The 15073-nt window shown below is 45.8% G+C and carries 15 protein-coding genes and 1 tRNA gene; 5 read left to right on the plus strand and 11 right to left on the minus strand.

Annotated elements, in window-relative coordinates; genetic code table 11:
• Nucleotides 1-228: 228 nt before the first annotated feature.
• Nucleotides 229-750: a hypothetical protein gene (locus NZM01_02885; protein ID MCS6958975.1), complete on the minus strand. Its 522-nt coding sequence runs from the start codon at nucleotides 748-750 to the stop codon at nucleotides 229-231.
• A 210-nt stretch (nucleotides 751-960) separates the two neighbouring features.
• Nucleotides 961-1034: transfer RNA gene (locus NZM01_02890), tRNA-Met, on the minus strand.
• Between the two features lie 76 nt (nucleotides 1035-1110).
• Here NZM01_02890 and NZM01_02895 point away from each other — a divergent pair.
• Both NZM01_02895 and cobS read left to right on the plus strand, forming a co-directional pair.
• Nucleotides 1111-1479 carry a DUF1622 domain-containing protein gene (locus NZM01_02895; protein MCS6958976.1) on the plus strand — a complete coding sequence of 123 codons (369 nt, stop codon included), beginning with the start codon at nucleotides 1111-1113 and terminating at the stop codon, nucleotides 1477-1479.
• The gene (gene cobS, locus NZM01_02900) at nucleotides 1476-2195 is read left to right on the plus strand and encodes an adenosylcobinamide-GDP ribazoletransferase (GenBank protein ID MCS6958977.1); all 720 of its coding nucleotides are present in this window, start codon (nucleotides 1476-1478) and stop codon (nucleotides 2193-2195) included. The genes NZM01_02895 and cobS overlap by 4 nt, the downstream gene beginning before the upstream one ends.
• On the opposite strand, the gene NZM01_02905 is transcribed toward cobS, so the two are convergent.
• The 5 genes from NZM01_02905 to NZM01_02925 form a co-directional block, all read right to left on the minus strand.
• On the minus strand, nucleotides 2187-3509 hold the full coding sequence (locus NZM01_02905; GenBank protein MCS6958978.1) for a GTP-binding protein: 1323 nt from the start codon (nucleotides 3507-3509) through the stop codon (nucleotides 2187-2189). The genes cobS and NZM01_02905 overlap by 9 nt on opposite strands.
• A gap of 42 nt (nucleotides 3510-3551) precedes the next feature.
• Complete coding sequence (locus NZM01_02910) at nucleotides 3552-4424, minus strand: tetratricopeptide repeat protein (protein ID MCS6958979.1); 873 nt, start codon at nucleotides 4422-4424, stop codon at nucleotides 3552-3554.
• Between the two features lie 3 nt (nucleotides 4425-4427).
• Nucleotides 4428-5390 carry a prohibitin family protein gene (locus tag NZM01_02915; GenBank protein MCS6958980.1) on the minus strand — a complete coding sequence of 321 codons (963 nt, stop codon included), beginning with the start codon at nucleotides 5388-5390 and terminating at the stop codon, nucleotides 4428-4430.
• Nucleotides 5391-5397: 7 nt separating this feature from the next.
• Nucleotides 5398-6168 carry a prohibitin family protein gene (locus NZM01_02920; protein MCS6958981.1) on the minus strand — a complete coding sequence of 257 codons (771 nt, stop codon included), beginning with the start codon at nucleotides 6166-6168 and terminating at the stop codon, nucleotides 5398-5400.
• Nucleotides 6169-6234: 66 nt separating this feature from the next.
• Nucleotides 6235-6894, minus strand: coding sequence for a TPM domain-containing protein (locus tag NZM01_02925; protein ID MCS6958982.1), 660 nt, complete (start codon nucleotides 6892-6894; stop codon nucleotides 6235-6237).
• Between the two features lie 335 nt (nucleotides 6895-7229).
• On the opposite strand from NZM01_02925, the gene NZM01_02930 reads away from it, so the two are divergent.
• Complete coding sequence (locus tag NZM01_02930; protein ID MCS6958983.1) at nucleotides 7230-8477, plus strand: SufS family cysteine desulfurase; 1248 nt, start codon at nucleotides 7230-7232, stop codon at nucleotides 8475-8477.
• 33 nt (nucleotides 8478-8510) lie between these two features.
• Nucleotides 8511-9938: a glutamate--tRNA ligase gene (gene gltX, locus NZM01_02935; protein MCS6958984.1), complete on the plus strand. Its 1428-nt coding sequence runs from the start codon at nucleotides 8511-8513 to the stop codon at nucleotides 9936-9938.
• A gap of 26 nt (nucleotides 9939-9964) precedes the next feature.
• Here the strand turns inward: gltX and NZM01_02940 are convergent, their stop codons facing one another.
• The 3 genes from NZM01_02940 to NZM01_02950 all read right to left on the minus strand — a co-directional run bounded on the left by NZM01_02940 (nucleotide 9965) and on the right by NZM01_02950 (nucleotide 14248).
• On the minus strand, nucleotides 9965-13417 hold the full coding sequence (locus NZM01_02940) for a hypothetical protein (protein MCS6958985.1): 3453 nt from the start codon (nucleotides 13415-13417) through the stop codon (nucleotides 9965-9967).
• Nucleotides 13418-13455: 38 nt separating this feature from the next.
• On the minus strand, nucleotides 13456-13878 hold the full coding sequence (locus NZM01_02945; protein MCS6958986.1) for a hypothetical protein: 423 nt from the start codon (nucleotides 13876-13878) through the stop codon (nucleotides 13456-13458).
• Nucleotides 13879-14080: 202 nt separating this feature from the next.
• A complete protein-coding gene (locus NZM01_02950; GenBank protein MCS6958987.1) occupies nucleotides 14081-14248 on the minus strand; it encodes a hypothetical protein in 168 nt (55 codons plus the stop codon).
• A gap of 138 nt (nucleotides 14249-14386) precedes the next feature.
• On the opposite strand from NZM01_02950, the gene NZM01_02955 reads away from it, so the two are divergent.
• On the plus strand, nucleotides 14387-14587 hold the full coding sequence (locus tag NZM01_02955; protein MCS6958988.1) for a hypothetical protein: 201 nt from the start codon (nucleotides 14387-14389) through the stop codon (nucleotides 14585-14587).
• A gap of 21 nt (nucleotides 14588-14608) precedes the next feature.
• Here the strand turns inward: NZM01_02955 and NZM01_02960 are convergent, their stop codons facing one another.
• Entirely contained in the window at nucleotides 14609-15034 is a 426-nt protein-coding gene (locus NZM01_02960; protein ID MCS6958989.1) for a hypothetical protein, read from the minus strand.
• Nucleotides 15035-15073: the final 39 nt, after the last annotated feature.

Genomic DNA, 15073 nt, shown 5'->3' on the forward strand with positions numbered 1-15073 from the left:
CGCAGAGTAGCTTAACCGTGCAGCCCAAGAACTTCGGAGTACTCTCAATAACACCGACTGCAGACTACCATAGAGCACAACTCAAAGTCTATGGCTGAAAAAAATAGATTTAGCGGTCAGATTGGGATAAATTGCCCTAAAAACGTTTTTTCCAATAAAAATTGCTCTCTTCAGGGAATTTTAGCGCTTAACACCCAATTCTGTTTGCGCCAAGTCCGTGAGCCCTTGCTAGTCCTCTAAGGGATAGGTCATTATCAAATCTCGAAAGAAGTCATCCCCTTCTCTGAGGGACCGCAGATTTTGCCAGTCTCGTTTTGGATCAGTTTCTCCATCCTCAATAATGAGCAGGACAAAATTATCTACACCTAGTGCCTGTACCGCCCTGGCTAACCGTTTACATTGCCGTCTCTGCTGCTCAAGATGATCCCGATCGGGTTCTACCACAATTTTGAATGCTACAGTATGCCCTAGCCGACTACCTATGTAATCAGTTGTAAAACAATGGTATAAAATGTCGTCCGTGGCAATGAAGCATAAACGATCGAGTCCTCGTGTATCAAGCTGGTACCTGGATACCAGATCAACCAGGAAATCGTAGCGCAGTTTTTGAGGTCTATATCCTAAATGATGTAGATACCGTAAAATCCCCATTTCATAACTGCTCCGCAGGTTCGAGTTAGTTTGTGTTGGGCACAGATCAATTAAGGAGGGGGGTGAAGCCTCGATCGTCCCCCTATCAATTGTTGTCATCGGCAGTGCTCCTACTTTGGGTCGAATTTAAGTTTTCAAGCAACTCCTGTTGAGAACAAAGATAACTTTTAGATTCTACCAAAAAACACACTGAAGGAAGTTTCCCACAAGTCCATCTCTCCCTTGCCAAGGGGATAAGGTTTCGTTTCCTAGCTTCAACAATTGTTTGACTTTATTTTTCTTGGAACCTTTCTAACCTATTGGCAAAGATAGCAGCGCTGGGACTCGAACCCAGGACCTAAGGATTATGAGACCTTCGCTCTAACCACCTGAGCTACGCTGCCAACTTTTCCATTATAGTACACGATTTTACAGCCGATCGCCATCGGGGTAGAATGTCTTCATAGACAGGAGGGGGCAATGGAAGCTGTACACAACCTGGAGGAAGGACTGCGAGTTATTGGTGCATTTGCCAAATTAGCCCTGGAAGCTTCCTCTGTGTTCTGTATTATCATCGGCTTCTTGATTACGTTCATGGGGGGTGTGAGGACGAGAAAATTCCTCAACGTGAGGCTGCAGCTTGGTATTTGGATGTCCTTGGCATTGGAATTTCAGTTAGCGGCGGATATTCTGGCTACAACTATTTCCACTGATTTCAGTGACCTGATAAAGTTAGTAGTGTTAGCTCTGGTACGCACGTTCTTGAACTTTTTCCTGCAACGCGAAATCAGGGAAGAGATTGAAATCAGACAGAGACATTTGGAAAAGATAGCTGAGGTGAAAGAATGAAGGGTTTGTGGGGTGCTTTACTGTTTTATACTGTTTTGCCTTTGCCCCCGTATCCCTACCTAGATTTCCGTGGCATTGCTGTGTGGTCACCGATCGTGGGTATGCTTCTAGCCATCATTCTTGGTTTATGGGATGGTTGTTTGGAAGTGGTTTTACCCTTTTCGTCAGCATTGCGGGGGGGATTGGTGGTAGTGCTCTGGCTAGTTTTAACAGGAGGTTTGCATTTAGACGGCGCCATGGATACAGCAGATGGCATGGCAGTCACTGACCCCCAACGGCGTTTGGCGGTGATGGCAGATAGCCGAGCGGGGGCTTTTGCGGTTATGGCGGCTATTGTGATTTTGGGTTTGAAGACTTTTGCTTTGACGGAAATTGCTAGTCATCGTTTTTCGGTATTGCTGCACGCTTTGGCTTGGGGAAGATGGGGACATTTGTTCGCTATTACTCACTATCCTTATTTGAAAGAGGAAGGAAAGGGGAAATTACATCAGGAGGGTAACAATCGCTTATTTGTCTACCTCATCGCAGGTTTACTGTTGTCATTGATCTTTTTTGCCTGGGACTTGCGGTTTATCATTCCTTTAAGTTGTTTAATTGCTCTATTGGTCGGATTTGTGATCAATAGCAAACTAGGTGGGCAGACAGGGGATACCTATGGTGCAATTGTGGAATGGACGGAAGCTTTAACTTTAGTGGTGGCAGCTTTGTTACTGTAACCGATCGAGTTTTTGCCGTAATTCCTCCTTGATTCTAGCCATAATGGAGTTGTGGTCGAGGGAATTCAGGATGCGATTGATCACAGCTTTAGGACCCTGGACTCCCCAACTAGCGCCGTTGGCTAAATACTCTTTGGTAATCATGCCAATATTGTAGGTGGAGATGCCTCCGATCGTAGCTTGGGACAGGGCAACAGGCAGTCCTCCCACTCCTTTCAATAATCCCAAACTTAAATTACTTAACAGGTCTGTGAGACTAACTCCCCCCATCGCCAAGGCAATTTGTTTAAGCAGATTAAATGCACCCTGATGGGTCATACTGATACCGTAAAGTTTTGCCAAAGAAAGAATAAGATAGATGTTAATAACAGCCGTGGTGATCAAATCAATCACTGTAATCGGACTGACAGCAATAACAATCGCTTGGGTCATCACGCCGTTCCAAATCACCCGATCGGCACGGTGGTTGCGAATGGTCATCTTCCGCTCAATAATCCGATCGTGGACAAGATCAGCATAGAGCAGGGAGTTAAGAGCAAGAATCGATTTACCTTCCCGATCGAGTATTTCCAGGATTTTCAGCTTCAAGTCCGTCACCTGGGGTTTACCCCGCACCATCTCAATTTCATAACTGCCGTCAGGCTGAGGAATTACTTTGGGCACGAGGGGGGCAGAGGCTGCTAGGACAATCTCGCCAGGGGTGAGCAACTCTTTCACCCTTTCGTCCGCAATTTTGCGATAGATAACTTCCCGATCGGGGGGAGCATACTGGTCAATTTTGTTAAAGACTAAGAGCATCGGTTTAGCACAGCGACGGAGGTGGGAGAGGGCTGTAAATTCTACTCTGGTAATGTCCCCCGCCACCACAAACAAAATTAGGTCTGCCTGTTGTGCCACCCTTGTGGCTAATTCCTCCCGTTCCCGCCCATCGATCTCATCCAGCCCAGGGGTATCTACCAATTCAATGCGCCCCCCCAGGTCATGTTTGATAGCAACTGTGGTTACCCCCCTCTCCACCTGCCATTCTACTTTGTCCACTGATTGGGTGACCCCATGGGTTGCCCCCGTACGGAAAATTTCCCTCCCTACCAGGGCATTGAGCAAAGAGGATTTTCCCCGCCCCACCATGCCAAAGACAGCAATCTGAACAACCTGGCGATCGAGTTTGTCTAGCATCATCTCTAAACCGGCAATTTCTGCCTCTAATCCCGATCGCTCCCTGGGTGTGAGGTCAAGCTGAGCAAGGATGTGGCGGAGAGTGCGCTGGGCTTGGCGATAGTGCAGTTCTTGATTAAGGTCGGCGAAACTGGTCATGGAATGAGCTAAAGGGATTGCTTCTATGATATTAAAAAGTGACTAGTTCCCATCCCCTAAAGCTTGCTTCACCCGATCGATTAACGGTTGCACCTGGGGATAAATGTGGGGATTGAGGGTACGACCAGCAGTAAAAAAGGCATCAGCTTCTGTCCACTTGCCCAACTGAGTAGCGAGGATACCCATTTCGTAATAGGCAGGGGCATAGTTTTTATCTAGGGAGAGCAGTTCTTGAAAGGCGAGGAGTGCTTCTTTGAGTTGACCGAGTTTGGCGAAAGTCAGGGCAAAATAAAAATGAGCCTCTAGGTAATCAGACTGCATTGCTATCGCAGTTTCTAAATAGGTTTGCCCTTGGCTGATGCGATTATATTTGAGCGCAAGTTTAGCCAAATTAGTGTACTCCGTTGCTAGATTAAAGCTAGGGTCAAGGTGACGGGCATGGGTCAAACTGTTATGAGCACTTTCTAAATCTTCTAAAAGTAAGTAAGCCTGGGCGCGTAATTGCCATGCCTCTGGTAAATCAGCACAAAACTCAGTTGCTTTGATGGCTGCTTGGGGATTGTTACGTGCCAATAACAGTTTAGCTAATTTTAGATGCTCTGGGGGGGAAAACTGTTCTGGTACAGCTGTCATAACAGTCTGCCAAGTTTGTAAGGCTAATTCTGCTAAACCCTTCCGATCGTAAATAATGCCCGATCGCCACAAACTCTCCCACAATGTGCTGTCTAGGCGATAAGCCTCTTGATAACAGGTCAGTGCATCATCTAGTTGGTGATTCTGTTCTAAGATTTTACCCATTGCTAATAGGGCAGGGGCACAGTTAGGGTCAATTTCTAGGGCACGGCGGGCATAGCTAAAAGCCGCTTCTAAATTCCCCTCCGCTAACAATTGATGGGCACGATCGAGGTAGGACATAGGCTATGGCTTGGCTGCCGCTGCTTGGCGCGGATTTAGTTTATCAGAGTCAACGTTCAAAAACACAGTAGTATTGCCCTCTACCCGCATAACCTTGAGGTCACTACCCTTGCGCAGCCGTTCCTCTAGTTTTTCATAGAACAACAAATCTGCCAAATTCTTGCTCACTGCTGATGCTCTGCCCTTTAGTTCAATTGCTTTTTGATTCGCTTCTGCTAGAATAAGCACCCGATCGGTTTCTTTGTCCTGAATTTTTGCCCTAACAGCAGCAGTTTGTGCCAGAATTGATTGTACCTGCTTCCTTTCAATGGAATCCTTGAGAGCACTAGGAAATTGGGCTGACTCAATTAACACCGCTTCTACTAAAATCAGTGGTACTTGCTGACCCTGCACCGTCACCTTCGGCATTTCTGAGGCGATCAGTTCCTTAGCTTGCTGTTGAATTATATCCCGTTTTTCTTTTTTGTAAAAGTCACTGGAGTCAAACTTAGCTGCCACATCTCTAACTTTGGAACGCACGATCGGGATAACAATATTGGTCATGTAATTTTCGCCAATTTCGGCGTGTAGCTGGTCTAAAGTATCAGGATTAGGGCGCAGAGCAATATTAGCATCCAGAGTGAAAGATTGACCATCAGAACTAATAATACTTATGGGCGGTCCTGCCAGGCGCGGAGAATTAGTAGCATCGGTAAACTCCCACACCCTAGTACGCACATCGTAGGAAATTGGCTGTTCTACAAAAGGCATAACAAAACTCATCCCCGGCTGGAGAATTTTTCCCCGTTTGATGCCACTAAAAATATTAAAAACTACACTAGCCCGCCCTGGCGGTGTAACGTAAAAGAAGGGGGGATTGCGTAAAATCACAAATACCACAACCGCCCCGATGGGGAAGAGAAATAGGTGCCACCAATTGCCAGCTTCACCAAGACGAGTACCGCGCAAGGGAGAGAGAATATTCATAGTTTTTTTACTTGGTCACTAGAGTGTCTAAAGAATCACCAAATACCTTAGATTTCACCACCTCCAAATATTCAGGGTTGCGGTTGAGGGCATCTGCTTTTGCTTTCAATTCGCCTGCCTCCGCCCTAGCCTGGGAAATAATGGCTCTTGCGTCTTCTTTAGCCTGGGCAATCTCAAATTCCTTCTGGGCAAGCTGATTTTCAGCTATTGTTTTCGCCTCGATCGCCTGGACAAATTCCTTGCTAAAGCCTACATCCCGAATCAATAAATCCCGCACTTGAATACCCTTGGGTTGCAATGACTTTGTAACTGCTTCGCGAATTTGGGATTGCAGGATAGGTCGATCGGTGGAGTAGAGAGCCTGGGCAGAAAAGGCACCCGTCTCCGAGTAAACTGCTGACCTCACCAAAGCTGCGATGTAGTCTTCGTATTCTAACCCCAGGGAATTGAAAGTTTTCACCGCATCTACCACTTGGTATTGCACAGTTAGGTCTAACCGGATTTCTTGCCCATCCCGCGATAGGGAAATTAGGGGAGCATCATAGGCACTGGGGTCATTTTCTTTCCATGTCAAAGCGCGGGTTTTTACATCGAAACTGTAGGTGGAGGTAAATAGAGGCATCACCATATGAAAACCAGGGTGCAGGGGGTTAGGTTGTACACCGCGGAGACGGGAGAACACTACTTGATTTTCCCCGTTCCCCACGAAGCGAAAGGAACTGGGCAGTAACAACAACATAAACGTAGCAACCCCCAATCCCAGACCATAACGGTTCATAATTGTTGCCTACATTCTTTACCCTGAATATACAATACCCTGCCTCCCCAAACATAAATCAAGTCTTTAGTTCCGTTGCATCAGGAAATAGGTCACCATGGGCACGATCGTGGCAGCTGCCAGGAGAGCAATCACCCAGGTGGTGGAAGTTTTGGTATCCACAGGGGGGGCTGCTTCCTTTTGCACCTGCGCTACTACTACGGGGGGACCAGGGTCTGGCTCACCCGCCAGGACTGCCAACAAACGTTTCGCTCCATCCTGTAGTGCCTGATTAAAGCGAGCTGCTTGCACAGGGGGTAGCATGGTTTCTTCTGTTACGCTGTTTAGGAAGTCTGGGGTCAGGATAGATTGAATCTCTTCCCCCGCTTGCCAGGCGGTGCGATGGTCTTGGGCAGCTATCAATACCAAAGCTTGGTTCTTGCCTGCTTCTGGGTCAGGAAACCATTTAGCAAATACTTCTTCTAAAAATTCCTGGGCAGGTTGACCAAAATCAATTCTGGGCACTGTAATAAATCTCACTGCTTTCCCTGTTGCCTTTTCTATCCCGTCTAATTTGCGGCTAATTTCCCCCTCTGTGGCACTGCTGATCACATCGGCAAAATCTACTATCCATGTCCGATCGTTGGCAGGTAAATCAGGAATATCCGCAATTTCCAGGGCAGCCAGGGGTAACATCCATCCCCCAATCAGGCAGACAGAGAGCAAAAATACTAACAACCGACGCATACAACTTTTTACCTTTCACCGATAAGTTAATGGTAAACTAGACTGGCCCCATAGTACACTTTTATCTTTGAGAATTCTGGAGAAGATTTTAAGGTTTCTAGCTTCATCTTGTTTTTGTCTGCCAACGAAAGTTCCCCCAGTTTTCTTGCGGCTTTGAGGGGGTAATCACAGCCTTTCATCTTGCTGCAATTTCCTTGTGGGGTTCCAGCAGCGCCCTGCTCTCGATTCCAGACTTCTAGTATGCTTGTGATGGTAAAAAGTCTATACCTGAGTCTCGTCAGCCAGAAGGAGTATCACTGATTTGCTATAATAACCCCAAAATCGACGCTAGAAATATGGTATTAACTTCCGATCGGTGTTTAGCAGACCTCGTGCGTGCTGACTTCCCTATTTTGCACCAAACTGTGAATGGCAAGCCTTTGATCTATTTTGACAATGCTGCTAGCTCGCAAAAGCCTGAGTATGTGTTGCAAGCTTGGTTGAACTACTACCACCGCGATAATGCTAATGTTCATAGGGGGGCACACACTCTAAGTACCAGAGCCACAGAAGAGTTTGAGGCGGCGAGAGAAAAGGTTGCCAGGTTTATCAACGCCCGATCGGTACAGGAGATTATCTACACACGCAATGCCACGGAAGCAATTAATTTAGTGGCACGTACATGGGGGGAAGCTAGTATCAAGGCAGGGGATGAAATTATTCTAACGGTAATGGAACACCACAGCAATATTGTCCCCTGGCAATTGCTAGCGCAGAAAACGGGAGCGGTACTGAAATTCTTGACTCCTACATCCATGGGTAAATTAGATTTAGGGCAGTTGCAACAACTCCTAACCGATCGGACTAAATTAGTTTCTGTTGTCCATGTCTCTAATGTGTTGGGATGTGTTAATCCCGTAACAGAAATTACAGAGTTTGCCCACAGAGCAGGGGCGAAGGTACTGATTGATGCTTGCCAAAGTGTTCCCCATATGCCGATCGATGTGCAGAAAATTGACTGTGATTGGCTAGTAGCTTCGGGACATAAAATGTGTGCCCCCACCGGGATCGGCTTTTTGTACGGTAAAGCAGAAATCTTAGCAGAGATGCCTCCTTTTCTTGGGGGTGGGGAAATGATTTCTGAAGTCTATCTTTATCACTCCACCTATGCGGATTTACCCCACAAATTTGAAGCAGGAACGCCTGCGATCGGGGAGGCAATTGCTTTGGGGGCAGCGGTAGACTATTTAACTAAAATTGGTATGGACAAAATCCATGCCTATGAGCAAGAACTGGTTACTTACTTGCTAGGGAAATTACAGGCAATGCCTGAACTGACTATCTACGGTCCCCACCAAGGAAGGGCAGGTTTAGTGGCTTTTAACGCTCCCCCTGGTATTCATGCCAATGATATTGCTGCTTTTTTGGACCAAGAAGGGATTGCCATCCGATCGGGTCACCACTGCACGCAACCTCTGCATCGTCATCTAGGGATAAACGGGAGTGCCAGGGCTAGTTTGTATTTCTACAACACCAAAGAGGAAATCGATCGGTTTGTGGCTGTGTTGCAAGATACTTTGGCATTCTTGGGCAAGCTAGTCTAAGATAGTATTCTGCACTGCTAGAGGGCTTGTTTAGTGTCTGTTCGTGTGCGTATTGCTCCCAGTCCTACAGGGAATCTCCATATTGGTACAGCTCGCACGGCTTTGTTTAACTGGCTATTTGCGCGGCATCACGGCGGTAAATTTCTCCTGCGGATTGAGGATACAGACACAGAACGATCGCAGCCGGAATATGTGCAGAATATCCTCAGTGGGTTGCAGTGGTTGGGGTTGCATTGGGATGAGGGACCGTTCTTTCAAACCCAGCGCCTCCACCTTTATCAGCAGGGGATACAGAAGTTGTTGGACAAGGGGCTTGCCTATCGCAGTTACGAAACGCCGGAGGAGCTGGAGCAACTAAGAGAAGAGCAAAAGGCAAAGGGTTTACCACCAAGGTATGACAATCGTCACCGTAATTTAACTCCAGCAGAAGAAGCTAAGTTTATTGCAGAAGGCAGACAGCCAGTCATTAGATTCAAGATTGACGACGATCGGGAAATCCGTTGGCAGGACATGGTGCGGGGGGAAGTCATCTGGCAGGGGAAGGATTTGGGAGGTGATATGGTGATCGCCAGGGCATCGGGACAGCCCCTCTACAACTTTGTCGTGGTCATGGATGATATTGATATGGGGATTACCCATGTCATTCGGGGCGAAGACCACATTGGCAATACACCGAAACAGATTCTCTTGTATGAAGCTCTGGGCGCTCCTATACCCCAGTTTGGCCATACACCCCTAATTCTCAATCAACAGGGGGCGAAACTATCGAAACGGGATGGAGCTACTTCTGTCGATGAGTACCGCGCCATGGGCTATCTGCCAGAGGCGTTTAACAACTACATGCTGTTGTTGGGTTGGTCACCCCCTGATGCAAGAGAACTCTACACCCTAGAAGAAGCAATACCTGTGTTTGACTTCGATCGGATTAACAAAGCAGGGGCAAGGTTTGACCTAGACAAACTCAACTGGATTAACAGTCAGTATCTGCATCAAAAGCCAACCCAGGATTTATTACCTTTGGTGATGCCTTTTTGGCGGCAGGCAGGGTATGAGGTGGATCAAGAGAGGGATAATACCTGGTTATTGGGAATCCTGGATTTGATCAAACCCAGTATGACAGTTTTGAAGGATGCAGTGGGTTTAGCAGAATATTTCTTCATTGACCAACCTGAATACAAACCGGAAGCAAAGGAGGTTTTGCAGCAGGAACAAACAAAGACTATCTTACAAAAGGCAAAGGAGATGTTAGAAGCAAGTCCTACCCTGGATGCAGGGAAAGCCAAAGAGGCAATTGACCAACTAGTTAAAGACTTAGGTGTGAAAAAAGGAGTGGTAATGAAGCCCTTGCGCTGTGCTCTGACAGGGGATGTGCATGGACCTGATCTAATCATTTCCCTCACTCTGCTACACCAAAAACAAAAAGCTGTACCCCGCTTGCAGTATGCGATTAAGTTAGCTTAGTTTGATATTCCTTTAGCACGCACTATCTAAAACCTCAAGGTACCCTGAAGCCTACTTTCTAAACCGCCTGTGCCGGTACCTACAGTGGCATCCAAACCAAAGGGTGAACCATCAAAGCTGTACCTTACTCTTACTCCCACAGCAGTTCCTGTTTCTCTTCTGCCACTACCTGACAGGAAGTCTGTGAAATTACGGTAATAAAGTCCCGCCCCAAAAGAGTCACTAAAATTGTTGAAACCTTCCAACTGATAAAAAGTAACATTGCCCATCTCAATCGACCCAGAAAACTGCAGAGACCGTAGTTGCAGAGAGGAAGATAGAGCAGTAGAAAAGGAACCACTCAGGAAACCACCTGGGTCTCGGTCAGTGGAAACGATCGTTACACTTGGCGTGACGAATAGTGTACTGTCTCTAGTACTACGGGTGAAACTATAACTGAGGGAAGCAAAAGAGGGATTGAGAGAGTTAGGACTGGTGTTGTAACGCACATTTATACCAGGGATAGAGCTAGTAATTGTTTGCACATTACCTTGTTCATCCTTCTCTATGTTGACATTCGCTAAATTCAAAAGAGCATTTAAGTACAAACCAAAGTCAGGTTCTGTCACACCAGTAGCATTGCGGGGCACATTAAAAATGGCATTATTCCGCAGGTTAAGCCACATTCCCCCACTGAAACTGTAGTTGAATTCTCCCGCACTGCCAGCAAAGTTTAACTCTACGCTGGGTAGAAATTGAAAGCCACCAAATACATTTGCCCGATCGGTTCTGATAGCATCTCTTTGAATTTCCAAACGATCGAAGGCAATAGCAGCAGCACGGGTAGGAATGGGTACAGGAGTAACTGCATTTTGGTCAGCACGGACAATGACTTGTTCTCCGTTGGGGGAGGTGAAGAGAGTTTCCGCAACTATCGATTGATTGATAGGTACAGGAATAAAAGGTGTAGAAAAGCCCAAACCAAAATTATCATCAGACAAACGGACTGTACGGTAGAAAATTTCTCCTTCACTAAAAGTTGGTTCGGATTGAAAAATAAAGCTAATACCTCTCCTTAGAAGACCTGTACGAAGTTGCAAAAAAGAAAAATCCTCAGGACTGGCTTGACTGGGGAAGGTTAGGCTACCAGATACCTGTTCCACACGACTAGTGAAGTTACTATAAGCCAAACCAGTATTGATGCGACGATTGATACTTCGTCTTTGGTCACTAGTCATCCGAGTTTGTAGAGGGGTAAAGTCTTCATTTTTCTCTCTTTTTTCTTTAGCATCAGTCAAACTAGCATTGACATCTCCTGGGTTAAAAAATCTAAAGAAAATACCTGCCAGTAAGCCAAGAGTATTATTTAGCCACTCCTGATTATCCACTCTGCCACCACCTAGATCAACAGGAGCAGACACCCCAGGGTTAGAAAACACTTGGGCAAAAGTCGCGATTGTATCCTTGGAATCGTACTGAATGAAAGAACGTTGATGGGGCAAACTGAAATAGAGGCGATGCCAATCATTGCTAGCATCTTCAAATAGTCTCTGTCTGGGTCCACCACCTCGGATAACCTCACTCAATTCCGAGACATCAGTGCGAATACCCAAAGACACCCACTGCAAAGAATTGAGGTAATGGAATCTTCTTTGGGAGCTTGTAAGAGACCGATCGAGCAAAACCTTTAATAAATCAGTATTATCGAACTTACCAAGTTGCCCAACTTTGATGCCAGGCAAACTAGAGACAGGCGCAGTAATTTCCGGGGGCTTACCCGTCAAAACATTACCAAAAGTGATACCAGCTGCCGCCAACTCCGCTTCAGTTACTCTGCCACCTTCCCACAAATCTGTATTAGCTAGAGGCTGTAAGTTAACCGTAGGGAAAGCTTGCAATAAAACAGGTTCATTTACTGCTAGCTGGCTAAATAGTTCGCCACCGTTTAGTGGAAATTGAATGGAGTTAGCATCAATAACACGTACATTTCCTAAATTCTCTGTTAGATTAGTGGTAATTGTAGGAGCAGGAATACCCTCTGGATTATTAATTTGACCAACCACCGATAGAATTCCCCCCAGAGAAGTTGTATTCACATTGTCAGGATTAAACCTTAGTCTTTCTAGGTCAGCAGGAATGACTGTAACAAACTGTAAGCCATTATAACTCTGAATTTGGCGGAATATACTCTCTTGTCTTATATCCCTCGATCGTCCTTGATAGATCAAACCAATCTGATACCCAGTAGTTTCAAAGACAATTTTGTTGTCAGGTAATACCCAATAGAACTGGTCATTGCGGGGAAAGAAGGAAGCAGTAAACTTACCAATGTTGGGGTCTTGCTTTGCCCCCGATCGTAAATCAAATTCAAAATAGTAGTCCTTTTCCAGCGGTCTGAAAGCACTAGGAGTAAATGTCACCCGATCGGTAACATTGAGGATGAAGGGATAAGAAAGAGCAGTGTTAGACAGGGCATTTTTAATTTTTAGATCAACCAATCTTCTCTTTACTTCTAGGTCAATTTCAGGAGCAGGAGGTTCTGCAGGAGTAATTTCAGGAGGTGGTACAACTGGGGGAGTGGGGTCAGGTGGGGGTGACTCTCTACGGAGGTCAGGGTTCACCGTACCAGGAATAGTGGGTGTAGTTTGAGCTAAGCTATCGCCAGGAACAACAGGTAATACTGTTTGTCTAAGCGGATTATTGAGGTTGCTGGGCAAAAAAGGTACAACAGTTACTACCTCTGATGGTCTAGAAGTATTTGTAACAGTTTCCTTCTCTGTCTTGGGATTGCCTGTATTTTTTGTTGCATCTAAACTGTTAGAATTGCTTTGTGCCACGATCGTTTTTTCTGCTGATTTAGTTTTATGAAGTAGAGACTCTAATACTCTTGTCAATCTGGTACCGTTTGCAATTGCCTGTTCTAATTCTTTAGCAGTAATTTCCCTGGCTTGGGTACTCACTAGCTTCGTTGATTGTTGATTTTCAGCGACAAAGTTGTCTGTAGGTCTAATAGGAGAAGAAGAGGAAACAGACTTTCGAGCAATTGTAGCTCCCTTTACAATTTCATTGACTTGCGTATCAGGTATGAGATTTTTTACAAATATCTGCTCCAAGTTGACCAAAGTCTCTTTGGGAGTAAGTACGATCGGTTGATTTTCTACTATAGTCGGGGGTGAAGTAACAGATGATCTTAATGAGTTTGGCTGAGTTTGTTCTGCTATTGCTGAGGGACGAACGATCGTTACTGTATTTATCTTCTTATTAGGAGGTAAGTCAAAGGCATAAGGGTCTAAAACTTGCCCGTAGGTTGGTTTTATAGAATTAGGAGTGACTGATGCTTTTGCGGACGATGCAGGAGAAATATAGTTACCGTAGACAGCCCCCGATCTTCCCGTGAAAGATACAGAAGCAATAGTTTGCGCTAATGACTTACTAGAATCACCCCAGAAAATTACTGCTCCCCAAAACAAGGCACCATAAGAGATAAATTTGCCTCTCACTAGCAATCTTCCTCACACAAAGATACAGAGGAGAAAAGCTAGTCCAAACCAATAGAACCAGCCGCTGCGCGCACGATCGAGATGTATGCTGCTAGATTAGCCTGGTTAGTTGTTAAGTTAGTGATTTGGGACAAATTTTGAGCAACCTGGGTAGAGACAGTTAGGGTAGAATCCCTCAATACAGTGCCTGGTGTAAGAGTCAGTGAGGTAGGTCTAAAGTCATTACTACCAGCAGTTCCAGTACTTGTGTAGCTGACTGTGGAATTGGAGCCACTACTGAAGAATAAGCCTGGTGGTAAAACAATCTGACCACTAATTGAAGTAGTTGCCCCACTCGGGGCAATATAAGTTAAAGCGCCAGAGAAAGATGCAGTTTGACTCAGAACTGCTCTACCAGGCAAGAATGCTAAGCTAACTAAACTCCCGATCGTTGCTACTTGTTTCCATGGAATTACTCTCATAGTTACTCCTCTAGCTGCACATAAACCTGAATTCAGGGGCAGTATATATAATAGTTTCTAGCTAGTCAAGAAAAGTTTTTATCAAGCTTTGAGGCATGTGCAATATCCATGCATCTAGTAAATTTCTTGAACCTTATCGATCGTTGAACCTGTAACCTCAGCTATCTCCTCTTCCCAGGGCTAAAAAGTTCATGGCGATTTTTTATCTTGCCAACTGCCTGCCCTCTTCCAAAATTTCCTGATACATCATATTCCTCCGCAATATCTGCTTGATGATTTTTAATCCTCCCAAAATGGCTGTGGCAGCAGCAATCTTCGTCCTCTCTCGCCTGTCCTTGTTGAGCCACCCGCCCGAGTGCTCCCACTTCACCTTGGCTAACAGTGCTAAAGGAATTAAACCTGGGGTTTGCAACAGTTGTTCTAGGGGTTGTTCCTACAGCCTCAGCACTTTCAACTCATGCCTACTCTTGGGTGTAATTGAGCATGCTGAAGAGGATGTCCTCCCTTGATGTGCAAGATGATTTCTGCCCCTACCAAAAAGCCAACAGATTTGGCACTAATTGGCTCTAGGGAAGGTTCCGAGGGTTGCAATTTGGTGAGGGGGATAGTAGCGGGCATAATCAGCGCTGTAGGTTTCAATCAGGAATTTGGTAATGGAGTCAGACAATTGCCTATCTTCAATCCCGTGGAGGCAAAAAAAGGGAGCTAATAGCCCCCTCCTAACCTGAGACTACTCCAAACCATCATTGCCAGCAGCGGCACGAACGATCGCGACATAGGCAGCCAAGTTAGGTTGGTTGGTGCTACCGAGGATGTTAGCTGCTCCAGGACCAGCAATGGCAGAAAGATTTTGAGCCACTACCTGACTAACAGAGATAGGGGCTGCACTAGCATTAACTATAGCGTTTAAGGTCAAGTTGTTGACAAAGGAGTTTACTCCAAAAAACGGACCCAAGTTGTAATTCGGTTGGACAATTACACCATTGGCTTGAACACCACCAATTTCTGCTCCCAAACTGGTGCTGGCACCGGTAATGTTGGTTAGAGTCACACTACCTGAAACATAGGATTGAGCTTGAACGGACCGACTAGCTAAGGCACAAAGCGTAAAAGTACCTATAGAAGCAGTGGATACCAGAACTACTTTTTTTAGCATAGCAAGACTTCCCTAAACAATCTTAATGGTCGTTTACCC

The sequence above is a fragment of the Pseudanabaenaceae cyanobacterium SKYG29 genome, from assembly GCA_025055675.1.
GTDB lineage: Bacteria > Cyanobacteriota > Cyanobacteriia > Pseudanabaenales > Pseudanabaenaceae > M5B4.